This is a genomic window from Mycobacterium sp. E2989 (assembly GCF_001667595.1).
GTDB lineage: Bacteria > Actinomycetota > Actinomycetes > Mycobacteriales > Mycobacteriaceae > Mycobacterium.
Map to the genome: position 1 here is coordinate 1 of NZ_LZJX01000007.1, position 25283 is coordinate 25283.

Consider the following 25283-nt stretch of genomic DNA (forward strand, 5'->3'; position numbering starts at 1 on the left):
ACGAGAACGGCTTCTCGGTGCACACCCGCTGGATCGAGACCGAGTGGAACAACACCATCGAGCCCTTCACCGGTGGCCAGCCCCTCGACGTGGAACTCGTCGAGGGCACGGCGCGAGCGGGCCAGCGCCTCCTCGCGGGTGGCGCCGTACACGATCAGCTTGGCCAGCATCGAGTCGAACTGGCCGCCGATCACCGAACCGGCCTCGACACCGGAATCCAGCCGGACCCCCGGCCCGCTGGGCGTCTCGTACTTGGTCACCGGGCCGGGCGCCGGCAGGAAGCCGCGGCCGGCGTCCTCGCCGTTGATCCGGAACTCGATGGCGTGGCCGCGCGGCGTGGGATCCTCGGTGAGGTCCAGCTTTTCGCCGTTGGCGATCTTGAACTGCTGCAACACCAGGTCGATGCCGGCGGTCTCCTCGGTGACCGGGTGCTCGACCTGCAGGCGGGTGTTGACCTCCAGGAACGAGATCAGGCCGTCCTGGCCGACCAGGTACTCCACCGTCCCGGCGCCGTAGTAGTGCGCCTCCTTGCAGATGCGCTTGGCCGACTCGTGGATCTCTTTGCGCTGGGCGTCGGTCAGGAACGGCGCGGGCGCCTCCTCCACCAGCTTCTGGAACCGGCGCTGCAGGGAGCAGTCGCGGGTGCCGGCCACGATGACGTTGCCGTGCTGGTCGGCGATCACCTGCGCCTCGACGTGGCGCGGCTTGTCCAGGTAGCGCTCGACGAAGCACTCGCCGCGGCCGAAGGCGGCGACGGCCTCGCGGACCGCCGACTCGTACAGGTGGGGAATCTCCTCGATGGTGCGGGCCACCTTCATGCCGCGGCCGCCGCCGCCGAACGCCGCCTTGATGGCGATCGGGACGCCGTACTCCTCGGCGAAGGCGACCACCTCGTCGGCGTCCTTGACGGGGTCGGGGGTGCCGGGCACCAGGGGCGCCTGGGCGCGCGCGGCGATGTGGCGGGCGGTCACCTTGTCGCCGAGGTCGCGGATGGACTGCGGGCTGGGGCCGATCCAGATCAGGCCGGCGTCGATGACCGCCTGCGCGAAATCGGCGTTCTCCGAGAGGAACCCGTAGCCGGGGTGCACCGCGTTGGCTCCCGACTTGGCCGCCGCGTCGAGCAGCTTGCCGAAGTCCAGGTACGACTCCGCGGAGGTCTGGCCACCCAGGGCGAACGCCTCGTCGGCCAGCCGCACGTGCGGCGCGTCGGCGTCGGGTTCGGCGTACACCGCCACGCTGGCCAGACCCGCATCGCGGGCCGCGCGGATCACCCGGACAGCGATCTCGCCGCGGTTGGCGACAAGCACTTTGGAGATCCTCGAGCTGGCGTGACTAGCCACTGCGCCTCCTGTTTGGCATATCTCAAGCGGACGTGTTTCCGCCGTGGGCTTCTTTAAGAGAGTTTCTTACACTGACTGGGAAGTCTAAGCGCCGCGCCGTCAGGCCGATGAGGCGGTGCCGGAATTCTGGCCCGATTCGCGCAGCCGCCGCTTGATGCGCGCGAGCATCGCCGACATCCCGCGCAACCGCAGCGGGCTGATCAGCGCGGCCAACCCCAGGTCGGTGTAGAAATCCTCGGGCACCGCCAGGATGTCGGCCGCGGGTTGCTCGTCGAGACCGGCCGCCAGGATCGAGGCGAACCCCCGGGTGGTCGGCGCCTCGGCGGGCGCGCTGAAGTGCAGCCGCACCCGGTCCGGGTCGCTGGCGTCGACGTGCAGGAACAGCGGCGTCTGGCACTCGGGCACGGGCTCCATGGCCCGCTCCTCCAATTCGGGTGGCAGGGGCGGGAGTTCGTTGGCGAATTCCAGCAGCAGCGCCAGCTTGTCCTGGCCTTGCACTTCGGCGAAGTCGGACACGACCTCGGCCAGCGGGGCGGGCAGGCTCATCGGACCGGAACTGTCCCCGGCTCTTCACCCCCGACGATCGGCGTGCGCACGGTGTTGCCCCACTCGGTCCACGATCCGTCGTAATTGCGCACCCCTGGCTTGCCCAGCAGGTAGGTGAGCACGAACCAGGTGTGGCTGGACCGCTCGCCGATGCGGCAGTAGACGACCGTCTTGTCGTCGGGGTCGATGAAGTCGTAGAGCTCCTCGAGCTCCGCGCGGCTGCGGAAGCGACCGCTCTCGTCGACCGCCTTAGCCCACGGGATGGACCGGGCGGTGGGGATGTGGCCGCCGCGCAGCACGCCTTCCTCGGGGTACTCGGGCATGTGGGTGCGCTTGCCGGTGTACTCGTCCGGTGAACGCACGTCGATCAGCGGCTGGCTGCCCAGGATGGCGAGCACGTCGTCCTTGAACGCCCGGATGGGCTCGTCGTTGCGCGCGACGACGGGGTAGCCGGTGGAGGTCTTGGTCGGCACGTCCAGGGTGGTCTCCCGGCGCTCGGCCAGCCACAGGTCGCGCCCGCCGTTGAGCAGGCGCACGTCCGGGTGGCCGAACAGCGTGAAGACCCACAGCGCGTAGGCGGCCCACCAGTTGCTCTTGTCGCCGTAGATCACCACGGTGTCGTCGCGCGAGATGCCCTTGCGGTCCATCAATTCGGCGAACTGCTCGCCGTTGATGTAGTCGCGGACCCTCGGGTCGTTGAGGTCGGTGTGCCAGTCGATCTTGACCGCGCCGGGGATGTGGCCGACGTCGTAGAGCAGGACGTCCTCGTCGGATTCGACGATCACCAGGCCGGGGGTGCCCAGGTTGGCGGAGACCCAGTCGGCGGTGACCAGCCGTTCGGGGTGGGCGTAGTCGGACAGCGTCGGGCTTGGATCGGGAGGTAAGGCCACGCTCTCGAGCCTACCGCCAGCGCAGAAAGCGGGTTTGGGGCCGTCGGCATCGATTAAACTGGCCATTACTGCGTCAAACGCGAGGGGCCAAATCAAATGGAGATACTTGTCACGGGGGGCGCGGGCTTTCAGGGCAGTCATCTATCCGAGTCGCTACTGGCGGACGGGCATTGGGTGACGGTCCTGAATACGTCGTCGAAGAGTGCGACCCGAAACACCAGTGACTTTCGTTCGCACGAGCGAGCGGCATTTATCTCGGGGTCGGTGACCGACGGGGAAACCGTGCATCGCGCGGTGCGCGATCACCACGTCGTTTTTCATCTGGCCGCCAATATCAATGTGGATCAGTCTCTCGGTGAACCGGAGAGCTTTCTCGAAACCAATGTCATGGGCACCTACCGCGTGCTGGAGGCCGTCCGGCGCTACAAGAATCGGCTGATTTACGTGTCGACCTGCGAAGTGTACGGCGACGGACACAATCTGCAGGAGGGCGAGCTTCTTGACGAGAGGGCGGAGCTGAAACCGAACAGCCCCTACGGCGCCTCGAAGGCGGCGGCCGACCGGTTGTGCTATTCCTACTACCGCTCCTACGGTCTCGACGTCACAATTGTCCGCCCGTTCAACATCTTTGGGGTGCGCCAGAAAACCGGGCGATTCGGTGCGCTGATTCCACGACTCGTCCGGCAGGCCATCAACGGGGAAGACCTCACGATCTTCGGCGACGGTTCGTCAACGCGCGACTATCTGTACGTCAGCGACATCGTCCGCGCATACAACCTCGTGCTGCACAATCCCGCGCTTCGCGGACAGGCGATCAATTTCGCGAGCGGCACAAACACCCGGGTGAAGGACATCGTCGAATACATCGCCGGAAAGTTCGGCGCCAGGATCGCACACCGCGAAGCGCGCGCCGGCGAAGTCGCTCGCTTCCCGGCCAACATCGAACTCGCGAAGAGCATCGGATTTCGGCCCCAAGTCGGTATCTGGGAAGGCATCGACCGGTATATCCAATGGGCGAAGGATCAGCCCCAGTACGCCTACGAACACGACGGGTTCGGAGGCGTCTTGTCGCCACGGTGATTGCGCGATCTCCGCTTTCCGAAAAAGGCGCATCCGGACACAGTTCACCGCAGTTAGGCTTACTGAATGCGGATGGTGTCATGGCTCGTTCGAGGAGCACGGAATTGAAGTGAACGGTCCGGCTGAGGTGTCGACACCCGGCGGCGAGTTCTTGACGCCGCTGCTCAGGGAGGTCGACGCGTGGAGTGCGCATGACGCGCTGGCGCAGTTGGTTGAGATGTTCGGCGGAGTTTTCCCGCGGCACGACAATCTGGCAGCCCGGTTGGCCGCCCTGGACGAGTTCAGCGCGGTATGGGACTACCGGAGCCGGACGAGGGCACGCACCGGCGAGCGGGTGCACTGCCAAGACGCCGGCGGCGGGGCACGATGGATGATCCCCCCGCTTGACCTCGAAGATGGGCAACTGGACACCATCACGACGCTGGCGCGACGGCTGGGCCTGACGGACGAAACATGGCCCACGCAAACAACGTTCGACTACATGCTGGTGATCGGCACCGCACGTTACTCGAACCTGCTCCGGGCCCGGTTGGCGCGGGACCTGGCTGAGAAGCATCGCGTCGGTCATATCGTGCTGGCCGCCGCTTCTCGACGGCTGTTGCCGTCCGAAGACGACGCGGTCGCATCCTGTGCGCCGGGCGCGCGTACCGAGTTCGATCTGCTGGCGGCCGCCGCGGCGGACGCGTTCGGGATGGACACCCACGAGGTGGTACGGCGGGCGCGGCTGCGGGCCGGCGACCCGCATCGGGGCCAGATGGTCTGGCGCTTCGGCGAAGACAGCAATGACCTCGGGCTGCCCGTGACGCTGATCGAGGCACCGTCGCCGGACCCGGACAACCGCCGCGCGACCTCCGCGGACACCTTCACCTTCACCGCGCGGACACTCGACATGCAGCGATCGAATTGTCTACTGGTGACCGGCCAGCCGTTCGTGCCTTATCAGAACTTCGACGCGCTGCGAACTTTGACCGTGCCGTTCGGAATCCGGATCGAGACGGTGGGTTTTGGCATCGACCGCTACCAAGGACTGCACGAGACGGACCTGCAGCATCCCGCCAAACTGCTGCAGGAGGTCCGCTCGACGATCCGGGCCGCCCGCGCTCTGCTGGAACGGGTCACGGCCTGCCGACCGACAGCACTCGCGCCGCGTTGAGGTCGCCCAAGGTCACTCGTCGGCGGTGATGGTGCACGGTGTGGCGGGCGGGTAGCTGCCCGATACCGCGCGCAGCCGCCCCGGCGGCGGCCAGGGCCGCAGCCCCATGTTGCCCAGGTAGCGCAGCGGGTTGACGTGTTGGCGGCCCACCCGCGTCTCGAAATGCAGGTAGCCGTCGGTTGATTGGTCTTCGGCGCCGAGGCTGCCGATGCGGGTTCCCGCGCTTATCCGATCACCGACCGCGATACGCCGGTCATCACCGGGACGAAACACGTAGCGGATTTCGATGTCCCCGTTGGAAATGACCACCGACTGAAGTTGATCGACATCGCTTGCGCGGCAGACAGTTCCGGATGTGACGGCGTAGACCGGGCTGCCCGGGTCGGCGGCGAAGTCGACACCGGGATGGAAACCGTCCGCGCGGGGCCCGTACCCGCGGCCGATCGCGCGTGGCTCCGCGTCGATCGGCAGCCGCGCACCCGGCTCCGTCGGGTCGAAGTCGCCGCGCACCCGCCGCAGGTAGTCCGCTTTGAGGAGGTCGACCTCGTCGAGTGCGTAGCCGAACAGCAGGGAGCGGTCATAGGCCACACCGAAGTTGTGCCGGAAATCCGGATCGAGCCGTATGTAGTGCCTGACCCGCGAAATCCGTTCCTCCAGCGTCGACCACCCGTTGTGCGTCAAGCGAATACCGTCCAGCTGCCCTATCCGGCCGTGCTCGGTGATGTTGGCCGGCCAGTGCGAATTGTGCATCAACTTGGGTCCCGCATACAGGCCCGGGTACCAGCGCCAAAACGGCCCGCGCATCGCCTCGGCGGTGCCCATCACCGGCACCATGTCCGGGTATTGCGGATCGTCCCAGCGGGAAGCCATCGGACACATCAGCGCCGCGACGTCGTCGGGCGTGTGCGCGAGCACCGCACGGATGTCGACGTCAATGTGGAAAATCCAGTCGGCGTCGACCATCACCACCCAGTCCGGGCGACAGAAATCGGCCATCCGGTACAGCAGGTCCAGCCCGGTGGACTCGGGGATCAGCCACGGTGTGGACGGTAGATCTGCCCGTGCCCGAACAACGTTGGTGACCGCGGGATGGTTCGCGAGAATCGCGGCGGTGTCGTCGGTGCTGCGGTCGTCGATCGCGTAGATGTCGTCGCAGAAGGTGGCCAGCGAGTCCAGCGTTTCGGCCAAGGTCTTCCCGGCATTCTGGGCACGCGTGACCGCCAGAATCCGCAATGTGTTCCCCTTTATGCAGCGAGAACCGAAGTGTAGTAGCTGGGCTTGTCGGAGGGCGAGTTCTCATCGCCGGGCGTCCCGAGCAGGTTGTGATCGGCCAGCAGCTGCGCGGCCGTGATCCCCGTCGACCGCCACCCGCGGTTGTCGAGATAGCCGGAGACCTCGTTGCGCGCCCCGGGATAGTTCAGCGAGCAGATGTCCAGATCGAATCCATGCTCGCGCCAGGTGCGAGTCGCGCCGCGGATGATCTCCTGGACCCGCCCGGAGTCCAGCTCCGCCGACCCCACGAACGCCTCGATGGCCATCCGGCTTCGCGGCGCGCTGAGACCGGTGACGTTGTCCAGCAGGCGATCCTGAGCTTCCGGGGGGAGGTAACCGAACAATCCTTCGGCGATCCAGGCGGTCGGTAACGCCGGGTCGAATCCGCGACGCAGCAGCGCGGCCGGCCAATCGTCGCGCAGGTCGGCCGGCACCATCCGCAGCTGCGCCGTGGGCTCCGCGCCCAGCCGTGCCAGCGTTTCGGCCTTGAACCGCAGCACGTCCGGCTGATCGATCTCGAACACCACCGTGCCCGACGGCCACGGCAGTCGGTAGCCCCGCGCGTCGAGCCCAGACGCCAGGATCACCACCTGCCGAATTCCGGTGGCCGTCGCGTCGGTAAGGAAGTGATCGAAATAGCGCGTGCGGGCCACCAAATCGGTCGTCATTCGCTGCAGACCCCAGGCCGCTTCGGGCTCGTCCACGTCGGACGCGCGGAGCTCGCCGGTGGCCCACTTGGTAAGGAACTCGACACCCACCGCCCGGACCAACGGCTCGGCGAACGGGTCCTCGATCAACCGCTCGGGCGAATTGGTGGCCCGGGCGCGGCCCGCGGCGACCAGCGTCGCGGTCGCGCCGACATGGCTGGCCAGATCCCAGCTGTCGCCGTCTTTGCGCATCACAGTTCCGCCTTTCTGGCGTGGGATCTCCCCGGCTGAGGGACTGCCGAGTTTGGACACTTCGAATTTAGGAAGATTCGGCCTGGCGGAACTCCGCCGATCGGCCCGCAATGGTGATGAACGCTTCGTCCCCTGATCGGGGGACGCGGGGTTTGGTTACCGTGGCTGGCCGGTCAGGCTGCCGCTGATGAAGACGGTGTCGTCGTCGTCGGCAGCGGGCTCGTCGAGGCCGCTGCGCCGGAACAGTTCTGCCAGCGGCACGCCTTCGAGCTGCCAACCCCTGGCGCCGAGGTAGTCCAGGACGTGGTTGCGCGGGCCGGTGTAGACCAACGAAGCCAGGTCGACGTCGACGCCGTGGTCGCGGAATGGGTTGGAAATGGTCCGCGCTCGATCAGCGCCGAAATCGACGATGCTGGATACGAATTCGGTGGCGACCATGCTCCCGGGCGCGCTGAGTGCGGTGATGTCGTCGAACAGCCGGTCCTGGTCGTCCGGCTTCAGGTAGATCAGCAGCCCCTCGGCCAGCCACGCCGTCGGTGCCGCCGAGTCGAAGCCGGCGACTTGCAATGCCGTTGGCCAATCGGCGCGCAAGTCGATCGGCACGGCGCGCCGAGTAGCGGAAGGCTCGGCGCCCAGGTCCGCCAGGGTCGTCGTCTTGAACTCCATCACCGGAGGCTGGTCGATCTCGTACACCACCGTTCCGGTCGGCCACGGCAGCCGGTAGGCCCTGGCGTCCAACCCGGCCGCGAGGATCGCCACCTGCCGAATACCCCGAGCCGTGGCGTCGAGGAAGTAGTCGTCAAAGTACTTCGTGCGCACCGCGTTTCCGTCGACCATTGCCTGCGCCACGGCCGGTGAGACGTCCGCGATCGCCGACATGTCGAGTTCGCCGTCCATCAGCTTGGTGAACAGATCCAGGCCCACCGCGCGGACCAGAGGTTCGGCGAACGGGTCGTCGATCAAAGCACGCGGGTCCCTGGTGGCCATCGCGCGCCCGGCCGCGACAATGGTCGCGGTGACACCCACGCTGGACGCCAGATCCCAGTTGTCGTCGTCCGTGCGCGACATCAGCCCACCTTAGCCCCGCTGGATTCGTCGGCGCCGCGCTATTGCCGTCGGAACAGGCGCCCGTGTTGGCTGCAGAACCAGGCGATGTTGCCGTCCGGTCCGCGGACGAAGTTGGATCGACTGGCGGTGGGCTCGTGGTCGGGGCCGAGGTCGAGCCCATAGTCGGGCCGGTAGAAGGCCAGGCCCAGTTTGACGCTATCCGGCTCGGCACCGACGATGTCCATGGTGCCGGCGAGCCGGCCGTCCCTGGCCCGGAAGTCGATGACCGTCTGCTCGATGGTGCCGTCTTGGGAGACTTGCTCGGCGATGTAGCGGCCCTCGTAGGGCTCCAGGTCGGCGGCGTCCATGTGCAGCGGGATGGCGGGCAGGTTGGTGAGCCCGGCGAACCTGCGCAGCGCCCAGTCGCAGGCGAAGAGTTCGTTGATCAGATGGAATCCGCCATCGGAATTGGTCAGCACGGTCATGGCGAAGTTGCGATCGGGCACCATGACGAAACCGGAGCGTTGCCCCTTCCAGGTGCCCCCGTGCTCGACGACGGTGACATCCTGTGCGGAGGGCCGCAGCATCCAGGTCACGCCCATCCCGGTCAGCTCGACAAAAAGCGTTCCGCCCGCGCCCGGGTTCGAGCGCATCGCCTCCAGCGATCGTCGGCTCAGGATCTGCTCGCCGTTGGGCGCCGTGCCGTCGCCGAGGTGGAACCGTGCGTAGCGCAGTTGATCTCGCGCTGTGGACATCAAGCCACCGGTGGGGTTGCAGCTGCGTGGGAATGCCCAAAAGCCGGTATCGACCACCGGTTTGCCGTCGACCACCTTGTGGGGTGCCGCCACGTTCAGGCCGATGATCTCATCGGAAAAGTAGCGGGTGTGGGGCAGCTGCAGCGGGTCGAGCACCAGTGCCTGCGCCGCGGACTCGTAGGTTTTCCCGGTGATGAGCTCGATGATGCGGCCCGCGACCACGAGAGCCGAATTGTTGTAGGCGAACGCGGTTCCCGGTGGGGTCAGCTGCGGTAAACGTGTCATCGCGTTGACGTAGCGCGCCACCGCGTCATCGCCGCGCCCGAAGTCCTGGCCGTTGCGGCCGTCCCAGCCCCCGGTGTGGTTGAGCAGTTGGCGCACGGTCACCGCGGCGCTGGCCGACTCGTCGGCCACCGCGAAGTCCGGGAGGTAGCGGCGCACGGGTGAATCCAGGTCCACCTGGCCCTGCTCGACCAGCCGCATCAACGCGGTGCCCGTGAAAGTCTTTGTGGTGGAACCGATTCGGAAAATCGTGTCGCCGTCGACGGGCAGCGGGTGGTCGACATTGGTGACCCCGTAGCCCCTGACGTATTCCTGGCCGCCGGCCCAGACGGCAACCGCGACGCCCGGAATCGCATGGGCCGTCATGCCCGCGTTGATCTTGGCATCGAGCTCGTCGAACGCTGCGCCGAGATCTGCGTGGTCCCTGGATTCTGTCGAGGTCATCGGCGGATTCGAACTAGCGCGGAAAGCTTGTCTTGGGCTTCGGCGGTATCGTCCGCATGGCGATCAATATAGTCCAACTCGGCGCGCTGGGGCCTGGATTCGGTTGGCCCGCTTGGGGCCCCATTGCCCGACCAGCCGGCGTGGGCCCGAGCCGCTAGCCCAGCGGATTGGCCGCCCACACGCCGGCCACCGACAGGCCCACCCGCTCCAGCAGCGCGCGCAGCAGCGGCAGGCTCACGCCGATCACGTTGGACGGGTCACCGTCGATGCCGTCGACGAACCAGCCGCCCAGCCCGTCCAGGGTGAACCCGCCGGCCACGTGCAGCGGCTCACCGGCGGCGACGTACGCCCGCAGGTCCGCGTCCGTGGGCGTGGCGAAATGCACTGTGGTGCAAGCGGATTGCGCTTCACGGTGGGTGATCGCGGCACCGCTGAGCCGCAGCAGGCAGTGCCCGGTGTGCAGCCGGCCGGACCGGCCACCCATGCGGCGCCACTGGGCCGCCGCGGCGTCGGGGGACCCGGGCTTGCCGCACAGCTCGCCGTCGAGGTAAAGCATCGAATCACAGCCCAGGACAACGCAATCCGCGGCTACCGCGGCGTCCAGCTCGCCCGCCACGCGCTCGGCTTTGGCCGTCGCCAGCGCGCACACCACCTCGGCCGGCGCGGCGTCGGGCCCCCGCCCGGCGACGATGGCGTCCTCGTCCACGCCGGAAACCACGACCAGCGGATCGACGCCGGCCTGGCGCAGCACCTTCAGGCGACCCGACGACGCCGAGCCCAGGACCAGGCGGGTCAATGCCTCATGTGCGTCATCTGCTGCATGGTGAGCCGCTGGTAGTTGGACATCGGGAAACGCAGCCGGTCCACCGGCAGCCCCCAGCGGGTGGGCTCGGGCTCGCGGGGTTCGGGCACGCCCCCGCCGACGACGCCGAGCGCGGCGACCAGGGCGGCCAGCTCCTCGTCGGTGGGGTGACCCTTGAGCACGTGGATGTGCGGCTCGTGCGCGGTTTCTGTTGTCTGGGAATCGTTTTCGTCGCTCACAGTGGGATGTTCCCGTGCTTCTTCGGCGGCAGGTGGCTGATCTTGCGTTCCAGCAGGCGCAGCGCCGTGCCGATGTAGCCGCGGGTGTGCGACGGCGGGATCACCGCGTCGACGTACCCGCGCTCGGCGGCGACGTACGGGTTCACCAGCGTGTCCTCGTACTCCTGCTGCAGCTGCAACCGCAGCTCGTCGACGTCCTTGCCCTCCTTGGCCGCCTCGGCCAGCTGCTTGCGGTAGACGAAGCCGACGGCGCCCGACGCGCCCATCACCGCGATCTGGGCCGTCGGCCAGGCGATGTTGACGTCGCAGCCCATGTCCTTGGAGCCCATGACGCAGTACGCGCCGCCGTAGGCCTTGCGGGTGATGACGGTGATCTTCGGAACGGTGGCCTCGCCGTAGGCGAACAGCAGCTTGGCGCCGCGCCGGATGATGCCGTTGTATTCCTGACCCGTGCCCGGCAGGAAGCCCGGCACGTCCACCAGCATGATGATCGGGATGTTGAAGCAGTCGCAGGTCCGCACGAACCGCGCCGCCTTCTCCGAGGCGTTGATGTCCAGGCAGCCCGCGAACTGGGTGGGCTGGTTGGCCACGATGCCGACCGGGCGGCCCTCGATGCGGCCGAACCCGACGACGATGTTGGTGGCGTAGCCGTTCTGGATCTCGAGGAACTCGTCGTCGTCGAGGATGCGGGTGATCACCTCGTGCATGTCGTACGGCTGGTTGGCCGAGTCCGGGATCAGCGTGTCCAGCTCGAGGTCCTCGTCGGTGAGGTTGTCCTCGATGGCGCCCTCGGGGACGGGCTCGGCGTAGCGCGGCGGGTCGGTCGCGTTGTTGGGCGGCAGGTAGCTCAGCAGGTCGCGCACCCAGTCGAAGGCGTCCTGCTCGCCGGAGGCGACGTAGTGCAGCGTGCCGGACTTGGCCATGTGGGTGTGGGCGCCACCGAGCTCCTCCATCGTGACGTCCTCGCCCGTGACGGTCTTGATGACGTCGGGCCCGGTGATGAACATCTGGCTGGTCTGGTCGACCATCACCACGAAGTCGGTCAGGGCGGGGGAGTAGACGTGCCCGCCGGCGGCCGCGCCCATGATCAGCGAGATCTGCGGGATCACACCGGATGCCAGGATGTTGTTGCGGAAGATCTTGCTGTACAGGCCGAGCGAGACGACGCCCTCCTGAATCCGCGCGCCGGCGCCGTCGTTGATGCCGATCAGCGGGCGGCCGGTCTTGATCGCCAACTCCTGGACCTTGACGATCTTCTCGCCGTACACCTCGCCGAGGCTGCCGCCGAACACGGTGGCGTCCTGGCTGAAGATGCACACCTCGCGGCCGTCGATGGTGCCGTAACCGGTGACCACGCCGTCGCCGAGCGGGCGGTTGTTCTCCAGGCCGAAGTTCTTGCTGCGGTGCCGCGCCAGCGCGTCGAGCTCGACGAACGAGTCCTCGTCCAGCAGGGCGTAGATGCGCTCGCGGGCGGTCAGCTTGCCCTTGGCGTGAACCTTGTCGACGGCCTCTTCACCCACCGGGTGCAGCGACTCTTCCCGGCGCTTGTGCAGCTCGGCGAGCTTGCCCGCCGTGGTGTGGATGTCGATGGTGTGTTCGGCGGCCGGCTCCGCTGTGTGGTCGGTAACGCTTGTCATGGCATCCGATGTTATCGGCAGCCCCGGGGGCGCTGTTTAGGCTGGGCCTGATGGACACCGACGAGCCCCCGGCGCCACTCGACGCGGCCGCGCTGCCCGCCGAGCTGATCGGCACCGGACTCGGCTGGCGCCGGCTCGACGTCGTCGAACACACCGGCTCCACCAACGCCGACCTGCTGGCGCAAGCGGCGTCGGGCACCGACGTGGCCGGGGCCGTGCTGATCGCCGAGCACCAGACCGCCGGGCGCGGGCGGCACGGCCGCGGCTGGTCGGCCGCCCCGCGGGCGCAGATCACGATGTCGGTCGGCGTCAGCATCGTCGACGTGCCGACGGCCGGCTGGGGCTGGCTGCCGCTGGCCACCGGGGTGGCCGTGGTCGACGCGGTGGCCCCGCTGCTCGCCGGCGTCCCGGTGGGGCTCAAGTGGCCCAACGACGTGCTGGCGGGTGACCCGCCGGGCAAGCTCGCGGGCATCCTGGCCGAGGTGGCGCGGCCGGTAGTGGTTATCGGCTTGGGGCTCAACGTGTTTGAGGCTCCAGCCGGCATCGATGGGGCCACCTCGCTGCTCGACCTGGGCGTGCCGGCGCCCGACCGGACCCGGCTGGTGTCCGGGTTGCTGTCCGAGCTGGGCCGGCGGATCGTGGCCTGGCGCGCCGCACGCGGGGCCGACTGGGCGCTGGCCGCCGACTATCGGGCGCGCAGCCTGACCGTCGGCACCCGGGTGCGGGCGCACCTGCCGGGCGGCAAGGAAATCGTCGGCGCCGCGACCGCGGTCGACGACCAGGGCAGGCTGTGCATCGAGGCCGGCGGCCAAACCGTCGTCGTTTCGGCCGGTGACGTGGTGCATTTGCGGTAGCTTCGGGCGGGTGAGCTACCCGGATAACGTCCTGGCCGCCGGCGAACAGGTGATCGTCCACCGCCACCCGCACTGGAAGCGCTTGATCTGGCCGGTCGTGGTCCTGCTGCTGGTCACCGCGCTCGCGTCGTTCGGGTCCGGGTACCTCAACTCGACGCATTGGGGGCAGCTGGCCAAAAACATCATCTACGGGGTGATCTGGGGCATCTGGCTGGTGATCGTCGGCTGGCTGACGCTGTGGCCGTTCTTGACCTGGCTGACCACCCATTTCGTGGTGACCAACCGGCGGGTGATGTTTCGGCACGGCGTGCTGACCCGCACCGGGATCGATATTCCGCTGGCGCGGATCAACAGCGTGGAATTCCGCGACCGGATCACCGAACGGATGTTTCGCACCGGGACGCTGATTATCGAATCGGCGTCACAGGATCCGTTGGAGTTCTACGACATTCCGCGGCTGCGCGAGGTGCACGCGCTGCTGTATCACGAAGTCTTCGACACCCTCGGTTCGGACGAGTCGCCCAGCTGAGCCGACCGGCCGGCCCGGTTGCGCCAGGCGCGCAGCAGCGTGACGTTGCCGCCCTCGATCTCGTCCTCGAGCATCTCGGCGATGCCGCCGGCGGTGAGGGCGGATTCCAGGGCCTTGTCGGGGTTGCGCGCGAACTCGTCGGGGAACACCCAGCGCCGGAACGCCCAGAAGCGGAACGCCATCTGCAGCAGGTTGCCGATGATGTAGGCGGAGATGAAGTCGGCGATGTTCTCCACGGTCAGCGACACCGTCGGCTCGCGCAGCTGCAGAACGTAGCTGGAGAACCACAGCGGCGCCATCGACAGCAGCACCCCCACCCCGCTGAACGCGAAGAACAGCAGCGCCTCGTGGTGGCGTTCGCGGCCGCCGCGATCGCGGAAGCTCCACTCCCGGTTCAACACGTAGGACGCGATGACCGCGACGATGCCGGCGATGACCTTCGCGGTGACCGGCTTGTAGTCCAGAATTGTCAGCTTCAGCGTGTAGAAAATCGCCGAGTCGATCACGAACGTGGTGCCGCCGACGATGGCGAATTTGATCAGTTCGTGGTGGCGCAGCAAATAGGGCTGAATAAACCCGGGCATACGCTCGATTGCGGCTTCGGCGAAGGGCACAAGTGGTCAGTGTACGGACGGACACAAAATCGACGCAAAATCGTACATAACGATTCGGTGTCACCGCCGGTCAACACACCGCGCGCGCCGTGACACCATGAACGCCGTGCCGAGTACACCCCCGGCGGGGGGCGCCCCCGCAGCAGCGCCGTTGGTCGCCATGGTCGGCGGCGGCCAGCTTGCCCGGATGACCCACCAGGCCGCGATCGCGTTGGGGCAGACGCTTCGGGTGCTGGCCACCGCGCCCGACGAGTCGGCCGCGCAGGTCACGCCCGACGTGGTGATCGGCTCGCACGCCGACCTCGAGGACCTGCGCCGGGTCGCGGCGGGGGCCACCGTGCTGACGTTCGACCACGAGCACGTGCCGACCGAACTCCTGGACAAGCTGGTCGCCGAGGGCGTCAACGTGGCGCCGCCGCCGCAGGCGCTGGTGCACGCCCAGGACAAGCTGGTCATGCGGCGACGGATGGAGGCCCTCGGCGCCGCGGTGCCCCGCTACGCCGAGATCCGTAGCGTCGACGAACTGGACGCCTTCGCGCGGCGCATCGCCGGCCCCGTGGTGGTGAAAGCGGTCCGTGGCGGTTACGACGGCCGCGGGGTGCGGATGGCCCGCGACCCGTCGCACGCCCGCGAGATCGCGGCCAGTTTCCTGGGGGACGGGGTGCCGGTGATGGCCGAGGAGCAGGTGAACCTGCGCCGCGAGCTGTCGGCGCTGGTGGCCCGGTCGCCGTTCGGCCAGGGCGCGGCGTGGCCGGTTGTCGAGACCGTGCAGCGGGACGGGATCTGCGTGCAGGTGATCGCGCCCGCGCCGGAGCTGGCGCCCGCGCGGGCCGCCGAGGCCCAGCAGCTGGCGCTGCGGCTGGCCGCCGAGCTCGGCGTCGTCGGGGTGCTCGCGGTCGAGTTGTTCGAGACGGTCGACGGCGAGTTGCTGGTCAACGAACTGGCGATGCGGCCGCACAACTCCGGCCACTGGACCATGGACGGGTCGCGCACCAGCCAGTTCGAGCAGCACGTGCGCGCGGTGCTGGACTATCCGCTCGGCGACACCGACGCGCTGGCGCCGGTGACCGTGATGGCCAACGTGCTGGGCGCGCGGGACGCCCCGGCGATGAGCGTCGACGAGCGGTTGCACCACCTCTTCGCGCGGATGCCCGACGCCCGGGTCCACCTGTACGGCAAGGAGGAACGGCCCGGCCGCAAGGTCGGGCACATCAATTTCCTCGGCACCGACGTGGCGGAGTTGCCCGCGTTGCGGGAGCGTGCCGAGCTCGCGGCACACTGGTTGTCACACGGGATTTGGACGGACGGATGGGATCCGCATGACTAGCACCCCCAGGGTCGGCGTGATCATGGGCAGCGACAGCGACTGGTCGGTGATGGCCGACGCCGCCGAGGCGCTGGCGGAGTTCGACATCCCGACCGAGGTCCGGGTGGTCTCGGCGCACCGCACCCCGCAGGTGATGTTCGACTACGCGCGCACCGCGGCCGGCCGCGGCCTCGAGGTGATCATCGCCGGCGCCGGCGGCGCCGCCCACCTGCCCGGGATGGTCGCGTCGGCGACCCCGCTGCCGGTGATCGGCGTGCCGGTGCCGCTGGGCCGGCTCGACGGCCTGGACTCGTTGCTGTCGATCGTGCAGATGCCGGCGGGCGTCCCGGTGGCCACGGTCTCGATCGGCGGCGCCCGCAACGCGGGCCTGCTCGCCGTGCGCATCCTCGGCTCGTCGGACCCCGCGCTGCGGGCGCGGATCGCCGACTTCCAAGAGCAGCTGGCCGAGGCCGTGCGGGCCAAGGATGAGGCGCTGCAGCAGCGCCAGGGTAAAGTTACCGGCTAGTAGCAAAGAGGAGGCCAGGATGGCTGGTTGGGCCGGAGACCCCACGTTTGATCTGTTCCAGTTGCCCGAGGAGCACAACGAGTTGCGGGCCGCGATCCGCGCGCTGGCGGAAAAGGAGATCGCCCCGCACGCCGCCGATGTGGACGAGAACTCGCGCTTCCCGGACGAGGCGCTGGAGGCGCTGAACGCGTCGGGCTTCAACGCTGTGCACGTCCCGGAGGAGTACGGCGGCCAGGGCGCCGATTCGGTGGCGGCGTGCATCGTGATCGAGGAGGTCGCGCGCGTCGACGCGTCGGCGTCGTTGATTCCCGCGGTGAACAAGCTGGGCACCATGGGGCTGATCCTGCGCGGCTCCGACGAGCTGAAGAAGCAGGTGTTGCCGTCGATCGCCGACGGCACCGCGATGGCGTCCTACGCGCTGAGCGAGCGGGAGGCCGGCAGCGACGCGGCCTCGATGCGGACCCGGGCCAAGGCCGACGGCGACGACTGGATCCTCAACGGCGCCAAGTGCTGGATCACCAACGGCGGCAAGTCGAGCTGGTACACGGTCATGGCGGTGACCGACCCGGACAAGGGCGCCAACGGCATCTCGTCGTTCATGGTGCATGCCGACGACGAGGGGTTCACCGTCGGCCCGAAGGAGCGCAAGCTCGGCATCAAGGGTTCGCCCACCACCGAGCTGTACTTCGAGAACTGCCGCATCCCGGGGGACCGGATCATCGGCGAGCCGGGCACCGGCTTCAAGACCGCGCTGGCGACGCTGGACCACACCCGGCCGACCATCGGCGCCCAGGCGGTCGGCATCGCCCAGGGTGCGTTGGACGCCGCCATCGCATACACCAAGGACCGCAAGCAATTCGGCAGCCCGGTCAGCGACAACCAGGGCGTCCAGTTCATGCTGGCCGACATGGCCATGAAGCTCGAGTCCGCCCGGCTGATGGTGTACCACGCGGCCGCCCGCGCCGAGCGCGGCGAATCCAACCTCGGGTTCATCTCCGCGGCGTCCAAGTGCTGGGCCTCCGACGTGGCCATGGAAGTGACCACCGACGCGGTGCAGCTCTTCGGCGGCGCCGGCTACACGGTCGACTTCCCGGTAGAGCGGATGATGCGCGACGCGAAGATCACCCAGATCTATGAGGGGACCAACCAGATTCAGCGGGTGGTCATGTCGCGGGCGTTGCTGCGTTGACCTATAGGATCTCCGGCGGTTAACCGCTCTCGGGCCGTACGGCCACCGTAGAGTCGTCCAGATGGGTCGTTCCGCAGCCAGGGGGGTCGAAGTGAACAGCGCGACTTCCTTTGCGCGTCGACGGGTGACCGGGATTTGATGCCCGCGGGCGCTCCCGTGACGCCGGCGGCGAGTTGGCAGTCCCTGTCGTTGCTGCTGGTCGAGGATGACCGTGCCGACGCCCTGCTGGTGGAGGAACTGATCGCCGACGCGCTGGCCGACATCCGGGTGGTGTGGGCGCAGTCGATGGCGCACGCCGAGCGCGAGCTGGCGTCCGCCCGCCCCGACTGCGTGCTGCTGGACCTGCACCTGCCCGACGCCAACGGCATCGACGCGCTGGACCGCATCGCGCAGCGCGATGCCACCGTCCCGATCGTCGTGCTGACCGGGCTGAACGACGAGTACTTCGGAGCCTCCGCGGTCGCGGCGGGTGCGCAGGACTACCTGGTCAAGGGCCGCGTCGAGCCCGAGATGCTGCGCCGGGCGCTGCTGTACGCGATCGAGCGCAAGCGCGCGGAGCTAATCGCCGCCGACCTACACGCGACCCAGCTGCGTGCCCGCGAGAACGCGTTGCTGGAACGCGGCCTGCTGCCCTCGCCCCTGCTGCTGGACCACCCCGGGGTCGACATCGTCGCCCGGTACCGGCCCAGCCGGGAGAATGCGTTGCTCTGTGGCGACTTCTACGACGTCGTCCAGACGCCCGACCGGGTGGTCCACGTCCTGATCGGCGACGTCGCCGGCCACGGGCCGCACGAGGCCGCGCTCGGCGCGGCGCTGCGGATCGCATTTCGCGCGCTCACCCTCGCCGGCGTGCACGGCGTGGAACTGATGCGTCAGCTGGAGCGGGTGCTGCACTCCGAGCGAACGGGCACAGGGGTTTTCGCGACGGTGCTCGGCCTGGAGATCCCGGCCGATGGCCCGCGCATCACCGCCATCCGTGCCGGCCACCCGGCGATGCTGTTGCAGCGCGACGGGACCGTCGAATGGGTGGAGCCGCCGGGGGGCCCGGCGCTGGGGCTGCGCGCCGACGACTGGCCCCGCTACGAGATGGACCTGCCGGCGGGGCAGGGCCTGCTGCTGCTGACGGACGGGCTGTTCGAGGGCTATGCCGGACGCGGCAACCAACGCCTCGGCGAGGACGGCCTGCTCGAGCTGGCCCGGGCGCACGCGGACAAGCCCGGCCCGGAGTTCGTCGACGCGTTGATCGACGGCGCCCAGGGGCTCGCCCAGTCCCACGGCGGGCTCACCGACGACATCGCCGTGCTGCGGATCGAAAGGACCACCGCGTGACCGCGACGTTGCGCGGCCTGCGTCTCTCGGAGCTCACCGTGCGCGGGTGGCAGGCCGTCGTGCTGATCAGCATGGGTGTGATGGTGCTGGCCGGCGCGGTCGTCGGTGCGCTGCTGCTGAACCGCACCGACGACATGACGCACCAGCTCGTCGACAACATCCAGCCTGCGCGGGTGGCGGCCTTCGAGCTGCAGGCCGCGTTGCGCGACCAGGAGACGGGCATCCGTGGCTATCTGATCGCCGGGGATCGGCAGTTTCTGACCCCGTACTACGACGGGCAGCACGCCGAACAGGCCGCGGCGGAAGAGATCCGGCGGCGGCTGGGTCAGCGGCCCGACCTCATCGGCGACCTGGACGCGATCGAGAACGCCGCGGGCAACTGGCGCGCAAGCTATGCCGAGCCGGTGATCGCCGACGTGATCCCCAACGGCAAGAACGTCACGAACAAACCGTCCGCGGAGCGCGGTAAGGCCCAATTCGACCATCTGCGAACGCTTTTCGACAAGCAGAATGCCAACCTGTCCGCGGCGCGGGCGGCCGCGGCCGGCGACCTCAAACGCACCGACGCGTGGCGCGACAGGGCGCTCTTCGCGATGGTGCTGTTGTTCTTCGTCACCGCCGCCCTGCTGGGATTCTTGATCCGGGACACCGTCGCGCGACCGCTCGCGGCGCTGGCCGCGGCGTGCCGGCGGATCACCAACGGCAATTTCGAGGAGAACATCGCGCCGCCCAAGCGGCCCAAGGACGTTCGCGACATGGCGCTCGACGTGGAGAACATGCGCAAGCGGATGGTCGAGGAACTGGACGTATCGCGTGCGGCCCAGGCGCAGTTGGATGAGCAGGCCGCCGAACTGCGAAGGTCCAACACCGAACTCGAGCAATTCGCCTACGTCGCGTCGCACGACCTGCAGGAGCCGCTGCGCAAGGTCGCCTCGTTCTGCCAGCTGCTGGAGCGCCGCTACGGCGACCAGCTCGACGAGCGCGGCATCGAATACATCGGCTTCGCGGTCGACGGCGCCAAACGGATGCAGGCGCTGATCAACGATCTGCTCACCTTCTCGCGCGTGGGCCGGCTGGGCACCACGGAGGCCGACGTGGAACTCGACACGACGCTGGATTCCGGCATCGCCAATCTGGCCACTGCGATCGAGGAGTCGGACGCCGAAATCGTGCGCCCGGAGCGTCTTCCGCAGATCAAGGGCGACCCGATGCTGCTGACCATGTTGTGGCAGAACCTCATTGGCAACGCGGTGAAGTTCCGGCACAAGGATCGCCGGCCGCGCGTCGTGATCGAATGCGAAGCCGGCACCGGCAGTCGCGACGGCGAATGGGTGATCAGCGTGTCGGACAACGGCATCGGCATCCCCGAGGAATTCGCCGACAAGGTCTTCGTCATCTTCCAGCGCCTGCACGGCCGCGACGTGTACGCCGGGACCGGCGTCGGGCTCGCGCTGGTCAAGAAGATCGTCGAGCACCATGGCGGCACGATCCGGATCGACACCACCCGCACCGACGGCACCCGGTTCGAGTTCACCCTCCCCATGCCCGCAGTCGCCGAGCAAGCAGACTCAGACGCTTTGGAAGGAGCGCATCAGTGACATCCGACGGTAGAGCCATCGACATCCTGCTCGTCGAAGACGACCCGGGAGACGAGCTCATCACGCGAGAAGCGTTCGAGCACAACAAGCTCAAGAACCGGCTGCACGTCGCGCACGACGGCGAGGAGGGCCTCGACTACCTCTATCGACGCGGCCAGTTCGAGGACGCGCCGCGGCCCGACCTCATCCTGCTTGACCTGAACCTGCCCAAGTACGACGGCCGCCAGCTGCTGGAGAAGATCAAGTCGGACCCGGACCTGGCCCGCATCCCGGTGGTGGTGCTCACCACGTCCTCGGCCGAGGAGGACATCCTGCGCAGCTACAAGCTGCATGCCAACGCCTATGTCACCAAACCCGTTGACCTGGACCAGTTCATGAAGGCGGTCCGGCAGATCGACGAGTTCTTCGTCCAGGTGGTTCGCCTGCCCAGCCTGTGACGGCTTACGGCGCGGCCTGGGGCGCGCCGAGGAACTCGTCGTTGTGCTGCCCCGGCGCGGGCGGGGGGTCGGTGACCACCGCGTCGAAGCTCGAATAGCGCGCGGGCATGCGGACCACGGTGATCGCGTCGTCGCCGCTGCCCACCCGCAACGCGAGCTCGTTCTCGGCGAACAGCGGGGTGTCGACCACCTGCTTCCAGGTGTACGCCAGGCAGGCCATCAGGCCGCCTTCCTGGAGCAGCTCCACCCATTCCGCGGCGGTTTTGGTGGCGAGCGCCGACTCGAGCTCGTCGGTCAACTCGGGGTAATTCATTGCGCGCGAACGCTGGTCGATGAACCGCTCGTCGGTCAGCAGGTCGGGACGGCCGATGAGCTGGCACAGCTTCGCCCAGTGCTTGGGCACGTACGCGCTGATCACCAGGTACCCGTCGGCGGCCTTGAACGCGTCGGACGGTTGGGTGGCGAAGCCAACTCCCTTGCGCTTCTTGGCTTTTGGCGCGGCGTCGGGCTTGGGCGCCGCGTTGGGCTTGTTCAGGTGGATGGTGAGCTGGCTGGCCTGCAGGTTCACCGCGACGTCGTACATGGCGACTCGCACCACGTCGGCCACCCCGTGGCGCTCGCGATTGAGCAGCGCGGCCAGCACCGCCTGGGCCAGCACGTGACCGCTGGCGGCGTCGACGAGCTGGAACGGGATGATCTGCGGCTTGCCGGTCGGCGTCGGCATGCCGGTGGACATGCCCGACTCCGAGGCGACCATCAGATCGACGCCGGGCCTGCTGCCGTGCGGGCCGTTGCCGCCGTAGGCCGACAGGCGCGCGTAGATGAGGCGGGGGTTGCGGGCCCGCAAGTCGTCGGGGCCCAGGCCCATGCGCTCCATCACGCCGGGGCGAAACCCCTCCAGGACGACGTCGGCGGTGTCGACCAGCCGCAGGATCTGCTGCTTGGCCTCGTCGTCGGTGAGGTCCACCGCCACCGACTTCTTGCCCCGGTTGTGGGGCAGAAACAGCGTGGGCAGCGGCGGGCGCCCGGGCAGGACCGCGGTGATCTGCCGGGCCGCCTCGCCCAGCGGCGCCTCGACCTTGATCACCTCGGCGCCCAGGTCGGCCAGCACCTGCCCGGCCAGCGGCCCGGCGATGTTCTGGGTGAAATCGAGTACCCGGAATCCGTCAAGTGGCTTGGCGGGGGTGCTGTTTGCCATGGGTGGCCTTCCGTGCCGTGGTGCGCTGCAAAGGTAACCCGTGTCGGCCGGCAGCCGATTCAGGGGGCCTTTGACACGGTTGTGTTACCACCTCGTGTCAGGGCGCGCGAGCGCGGCCGATCGCCGCTAGCCTCGCGCAGATGACCACGTTCCCCGCCGTCGCCGATGAATGCACCGTCGCCGCGACGCGGGACGCCGGGTGGCGGCGCGATGCCGATTGGGCCCGGCGCCTGGCGTGGGTCAGCCTGGTCGCGGTGCTCGTCGAGGGCGGCATCGGCCTGTGGCAGGGCCTCGCCGTGGGGTCGGTGGCGCTGACCGGGTGGGCCCTTGGCGGGGTGTCCGAGGCGCTGGCCAGCGCGATGGTGGTGTGGCGGTTCAGCGGCGCGCGGACCTTCTCCGCCCACGCCGAGCGGCACGCGCAGCGCGGCGTGGCGGTGTCGTTCTGGCTGACCGCCCCCTACATCGCCGCCGAGTCGATCCGCGAGCTGATCGGCGAGCGCCATCCCGAGGCGTCGCCGATCGGCATCGCGCTCGCGGCCGCCGGGTTGCTGCTGATGCCGATGCTGGGCCGGGCCAACCGCCGGCTGGGCGCGCGGCTGGACTCCGGCGCCACCGAGGCCGAGGGGATCCAGAACTACCTGTGCGCCGCGCAGGCGGCCGGGGTGCTCGTCGGGCTGGCGGCGACGGCGCTGTGGTCCGGCGGGTGGTGGATCGACCCGGCGGTCGGGCTGGGCATCGCCGGCGTCGCGGCCTGGCAGGGCGTGCGCGCCTGGCGCGGCCACGCGTGCTGCTGCTAATCCAACCGATACCGAATCAGTCGGGAACTGTTGGCCACCACCGCGACCGACGACGCGTTGTGCAGGATCGCGGCCAGCACGGGGGACAGCGCGCCGCCCGCGCCGATGATCAGCCCGGCGGCGTTGACGGCGATCGACATGCCGTAGTTCTCCCGGATGACGTCCACCGCGCGAGCGCCCAGGTCCCGCACGTCGAGCAGCCGATGCAGGTCGTCGTTGGCCAGCGCCACGTCGGCGGTCTCCACGGCGACGTCGGTTCCGGCCAGGCCCATGGCGATCCCGATGTCGGCGGCCGCCAGGGCCGGCGCGTCGTTGATGCCGTCGCCGACCATGCCGACCACGTGGCCGTCGTTCTGCAGCGAGCGCACCACCTCGAGCTTGTCCTCGGGCATCACCTCGGCGCGCCACTCGTCGATCCCCAGCTCCTCGGCGACCACCCGGGCGATGTCGGGATGGTCCCCGGTGAGCATCACGATCCTGCGAATTCCGCTGTCCCGCAAGCGCTTCAGCACCTCGACGGCCTCGGGCCGCACCTCGTCGCGCAGGCTGATCAGCCCCACCAGCTTGCCGTCGACGGCGAGCAGAAGCGGGGTCTCGGCCTGCCGGCGCAGCTTGTCCACCCACTCCGACGCCTTCTTCGACACCCGCACCTTCTCGGCGCGCAACAGCCCGGGGCTGCCCAGCAGCAGGGTGCGGCCGTCGGCCCAGGTGCGCATGCCCAGGCCCACCAGCACCTCGCACTCCTCGTGCGGCGGGATGGTGATGTGCCGCTCCTCGGTCGAGCGGATCACCGCCTCGGCCAGCGGATGGCGGGAGTGGATCTCCGAGCTGGCCGCGTACGCCAGCACCCCCTCGGGCTCCCAATCCTTGTGCAGGGCAATGATGTTGGTGACCACCGGACGGCCGACGGTCAGCGTGCCGGTCTTGTCGAACACGATGGCGTCCACCCGGCCGGCCTGTTCGAGGTGGGATCCGCCCTTGATCAGGATGCCGCGGCGCGCGCCGTTGCCGATCGCGGCGCTGATCGCCGTCGGCGTGGACAGGCCCACCGCGCAGGGGCACGCGATCAGCAGCATCGTCATCGCGCGGCGCACGTCGCCGGTGACCGCCAGGGTCAGGGCCGAGACGACGAACGAGGTGGGAACGAAACGGCGGGAGAAGTTTTCGCCGACGGTCTGGATGGGCGCCCGGTCGTGTTGGGCCTCCTCCACCCGGGCGATGATGCGCCCGATCGCGGTCTGGTTGCCGACAGCCTGGGCGCGCACCACCAACCGGCCGCGCACCACGACCGATCCGGCGTGCACGTGCGCGCCGACCATCACCGAAACGGGCAGGTTCTCGCCGGTGATCGCGGACTGGTTCACGATCGCGTCGCCGTCGACCACCTCGCCGTCGACCGGTATCGCGACGTGGTCGTGGATGATCACCTCGTCGCCGATCTGCACGCTGTCGATGGGGACCTGCACCTCCTGGCCGTCGGCCAGCCGGACCCACGCGGTGTCCTGGCTGCCGCGCAGCAGCTCCGAGATGGCCCGCCGGGTGCGGCGCAGGGTGAGGTCCTGCAGGTATTCGCCGATGTTGAGCAGCCAGAGCACGGTCAGGGCCACCACGTTCTCCCGCAGCACCAGGCTCGCCACCGTCGCCGCCGACACCAGGGCGTCGGTGCCGGCGCGCCCCGAGCGCAGCGAGCGCAGGGCGCCGCGCAGGAACGGGTAGCCGGTGAAGATCGTGACCCCGGTGGCCAGCACCCGGCCGTTGGGGCCGAGCAGCGGCGGCCGGGCGAACACGTAGCGCCGGACGCCGAGCAGGGCCAGCGCCGCGCCGCCGACGACCATCCGCAACACGTCGGTGTTGCGGATCTCCGACGAATGCGGCGCGCGCGCCGGGATCAGCTCCGCCGCGACGTGGGCGGCGGAGCCGATCGCGGCCAGCACCGCGGCGCGGTCGCAGCGCCGGGGCGAATACCAGACGACCACGGAACCGGTGCGCGGGTAGGCGTGCACCACGCGCACGCCGTCCTGCGCGGCGACCCCCTCCTCGACGGCCACCGCGCGGCGCGAATCGCCCCGCAGCCATTCGACGGAGACCCGCATGCGGCCGGCGGCGTCCGAAATGACCCGCAGCGCGGCGTCATTCGTGGCGATGTCGGGCACCACGGCCAGATGGGCGGGCATGTCCGCGAAAGATCAGTGGTCGTGCTGGTGGACGTCCGCGACGGCCGGTGTGGGCGCTTCCTCGCCGATGCGTTCGCGGGCTTCGGCCATCACGTCGGCGAGCTTCAGCCGCGCCGACTCGGCGGCCTCCTCGGCCTTGCGGGTTCCACGCAGCCCCAGCTCCGCCGCCGACACCGCGGTCTCGTGCAGCGGCGCCTTGGCCAACCCCTTGCGCACCACCTCGTAGGCCGTCACGCCGACCAGGCCGGTGACCACCGTCGATGCCGCCTTCGCCAAGAGCGCGTACCCCGCCATTTGCCCGGACCTCCGTATCGTCGCCGCGTCAGCTGATGCTCGCTCGACGTTA

25 protein-coding genes are annotated in these 25283 nt (G+C 68.9%); 11 read left to right on the forward strand and 14 right to left on the reverse strand.

Features of this window, described 5'->3' with window-relative positions; translation table 11 throughout:
• The 3 genes from A5680_RS01870 to A5680_RS01880 all read right to left on the reverse strand — a co-directional run.
• The coding region (locus tag A5680_RS01870; RefSeq protein ID WP_231977541.1) for an acetyl/propionyl/methylcrotonyl-CoA carboxylase subunit alpha at positions 1-1340 on the reverse strand (1340 nt) is incomplete at its 3' end.
• A 99-nt stretch (positions 1341-1439) separates the two neighbouring features.
• On the reverse strand, positions 1440-1886 hold the full coding sequence (locus A5680_RS01875; RefSeq protein WP_055405332.1) for a SufE family protein: 447 nt from the start codon (positions 1884-1886) through the stop codon (positions 1440-1442).
• Positions 1883-2776, reverse strand: coding sequence for a sulfurtransferase (locus tag A5680_RS01880; protein ID WP_055405331.1), 894 nt, complete (start codon positions 2774-2776; stop codon positions 1883-1885). Before A5680_RS01880 ends, A5680_RS01875 begins: the two co-directional genes overlap by 4 nt.
• A gap of 96 nt (positions 2777-2872) precedes the next feature.
• Between A5680_RS01880 and A5680_RS01885 the strand changes: the two genes are divergently transcribed.
• Together A5680_RS01885 and A5680_RS01890 are read left to right on the forward strand one after the other, a co-directional pair.
• Positions 2873-3856 (forward strand): NAD-dependent epimerase/dehydratase family protein, encoded by a 984-nt coding sequence (locus tag A5680_RS01885; RefSeq protein WP_067815529.1) that lies wholly within the window; start codon positions 2873-2875, stop codon positions 3854-3856.
• A gap of 109 nt (positions 3857-3965) precedes the next feature.
• On the forward strand, positions 3966-5009 hold the full coding sequence (locus A5680_RS01890; RefSeq protein WP_067815532.1) for a hypothetical protein: 1044 nt from the start codon (positions 3966-3968) through the stop codon (positions 5007-5009).
• A 12-nt stretch (positions 5010-5021) separates the two neighbouring features.
• Here A5680_RS01890 and A5680_RS01895 read toward each other — a convergent pair whose 3' ends face one another.
• From A5680_RS01895 to A5680_RS01925, 7 genes are all read right to left on the reverse strand, one after another.
• The gene (locus tag A5680_RS01895) at positions 5022-6242 is read right to left on the reverse strand and encodes a peptidoglycan DD-metalloendopeptidase family protein (RefSeq protein ID WP_067815535.1); all 1221 of its coding nucleotides are present in this window, start codon (positions 6240-6242) and stop codon (positions 5022-5024) included.
• Between the two features lie 11 nt (positions 6243-6253).
• On the reverse strand, positions 6254-7183 hold the full coding sequence (locus A5680_RS01900; protein ID WP_067815537.1) for a class I SAM-dependent methyltransferase: 930 nt from the start codon (positions 7181-7183) through the stop codon (positions 6254-6256).
• 153 nt (positions 7184-7336) lie between these two features.
• Positions 7337-8248, reverse strand: a complete 912-nt coding sequence (locus tag A5680_RS01905) for a class I SAM-dependent methyltransferase (protein WP_067815540.1) — start codon at positions 8246-8248, stop codon at positions 7337-7339.
• 38 nt (positions 8249-8286) lie between these two features.
• The gene (locus tag A5680_RS01910) at positions 8287-9708 is read right to left on the reverse strand and encodes a serine hydrolase (RefSeq protein ID WP_067815543.1); all 1422 of its coding nucleotides are present in this window, start codon (positions 9706-9708) and stop codon (positions 8287-8289) included.
• Positions 9709-9862: 154 nt separating this feature from the next.
• Complete coding sequence (locus A5680_RS01915) at positions 9863-10504, reverse strand: nucleoside triphosphate pyrophosphatase (protein WP_067815546.1); 642 nt, start codon at positions 10502-10504, stop codon at positions 9863-9865.
• Positions 10501-10749, reverse strand: a complete 249-nt coding sequence (locus A5680_RS01920; RefSeq protein WP_055405329.1) for an acyl-CoA carboxylase subunit epsilon — start codon at positions 10747-10749, stop codon at positions 10501-10503. The genes A5680_RS01915 and A5680_RS01920 overlap by 4 nt, the downstream gene beginning before the upstream one ends.
• The gene (locus A5680_RS01925) at positions 10746-12386 is read right to left on the reverse strand and encodes an acyl-CoA carboxylase subunit beta (protein WP_055405328.1); all 1641 of its coding nucleotides are present in this window, start codon (positions 12384-12386) and stop codon (positions 10746-10748) included. Before A5680_RS01925 ends, A5680_RS01920 begins: the two co-directional genes overlap by 4 nt.
• 50 nt (positions 12387-12436) lie before the next feature.
• On the opposite strand from A5680_RS01925, the gene A5680_RS01930 reads away from it, so the two are divergent.
• Together A5680_RS01930 and A5680_RS01935 are read left to right on the forward strand one after the other, a co-directional pair.
• The gene (locus tag A5680_RS01930) at positions 12437-13240 is read left to right on the forward strand and encodes a biotin--[acetyl-CoA-carboxylase] ligase (RefSeq protein WP_067815549.1); all 804 of its coding nucleotides are present in this window, start codon (positions 12437-12439) and stop codon (positions 13238-13240) included.
• A 10-nt stretch (positions 13241-13250) separates the two neighbouring features.
• The gene (locus A5680_RS01935) at positions 13251-13769 is read left to right on the forward strand and encodes a PH domain-containing protein (protein WP_055405326.1); all 519 of its coding nucleotides are present in this window, start codon (positions 13251-13253) and stop codon (positions 13767-13769) included.
• Here A5680_RS01935 and A5680_RS01940 read toward each other — a convergent pair.
• A complete protein-coding gene (locus A5680_RS01940) occupies positions 13724-14383 on the reverse strand; it encodes a GtrA family protein (RefSeq protein ID WP_055405325.1) in 660 nt (219 codons plus the stop codon). The two genes, A5680_RS01935 and A5680_RS01940, sit on opposite strands and share 46 nt — an antisense overlap.
• 97 nt (positions 14384-14480) lie before the next feature.
• Between A5680_RS01940 and A5680_RS01945 the strand changes: the two genes are divergently transcribed.
• The 6 genes from A5680_RS01945 (at position 14481) to A5680_RS01970 (ending at position 20768) form a co-directional block, all read left to right on the forward strand.
• Positions 14481-15710: a 5-(carboxyamino)imidazole ribonucleotide synthase gene (locus A5680_RS01945; RefSeq protein ID WP_082459990.1), complete on the forward strand. Its 1230-nt coding sequence runs from the start codon at positions 14481-14483 to the stop codon at positions 15708-15710.
• Positions 15703-16215: a 5-(carboxyamino)imidazole ribonucleotide mutase gene (purE, locus tag A5680_RS01950; RefSeq protein ID WP_055405323.1), complete on the forward strand. Its 513-nt coding sequence runs from the start codon at positions 15703-15705 to the stop codon at positions 16213-16215. The genes A5680_RS01945 and purE overlap by 8 nt, the downstream gene beginning before the upstream one ends.
• A gap of 19 nt (positions 16216-16234) precedes the next feature.
• On the forward strand, positions 16235-17404 hold the full coding sequence (locus A5680_RS01955; RefSeq protein ID WP_067815552.1) for an acyl-CoA dehydrogenase: 1170 nt from the start codon (positions 16235-16237) through the stop codon (positions 17402-17404).
• A gap of 138 nt (positions 17405-17542) precedes the next feature.
• Entirely contained in the window at positions 17543-18733 is a 1191-nt protein-coding gene (locus A5680_RS01960; protein ID WP_055399139.1) for a PP2C family protein-serine/threonine phosphatase, read from the forward strand.
• 71 nt (positions 18734-18804) lie between these two features.
• A complete protein-coding gene (locus tag A5680_RS01965) occupies positions 18805-20331 on the forward strand; it encodes a CHASE3 domain-containing protein (protein WP_369808478.1) in 1527 nt (508 codons plus the stop codon).
• Positions 20328-20768, forward strand: a complete 441-nt coding sequence (locus tag A5680_RS01970; protein ID WP_055399136.1) for a response regulator — start codon at positions 20328-20330, stop codon at positions 20766-20768. Before A5680_RS01965 ends, A5680_RS01970 begins: the two co-directional genes overlap by 4 nt.
• A 4-nt stretch (positions 20769-20772) precedes the next feature.
• Here the strand turns inward: A5680_RS01970 and A5680_RS01975 are convergent, their stop codons facing one another.
• Positions 20773-21966 carry a CoA transferase gene (locus A5680_RS01975; protein WP_067815555.1) on the reverse strand — a complete coding sequence of 398 codons (1194 nt, stop codon included), beginning with the start codon at positions 21964-21966 and terminating at the stop codon, positions 20773-20775.
• Between the two features lie 140 nt (positions 21967-22106).
• Between A5680_RS01975 and A5680_RS01980 the strand changes: the two genes are divergently transcribed.
• Positions 22107-22763 (forward strand): cation transporter, encoded by a 657-nt coding sequence (locus tag A5680_RS01980; RefSeq protein WP_067815557.1) that lies wholly within the window; start codon positions 22107-22109, stop codon positions 22761-22763.
• Here the strand turns inward: A5680_RS01980 and ctpC are convergent.
• A complete protein-coding gene (ctpC, locus tag A5680_RS01985) occupies positions 22760-24937 on the reverse strand; it encodes a manganese-exporting P-type ATPase CtpC (protein WP_067815561.1) in 2178 nt (725 codons plus the stop codon). The two genes, A5680_RS01980 and ctpC, sit on opposite strands and share 4 nt — an antisense overlap.
• Before the next feature lie 12 nt (positions 24938-24949).
• Positions 24950-25231 (reverse strand): DUF1490 family protein, encoded by a 282-nt coding sequence (locus A5680_RS01990; protein WP_055399127.1) that lies wholly within the window; start codon positions 25229-25231, stop codon positions 24950-24952.
• Positions 25232-25283 lie beyond the last annotated feature (52 nt).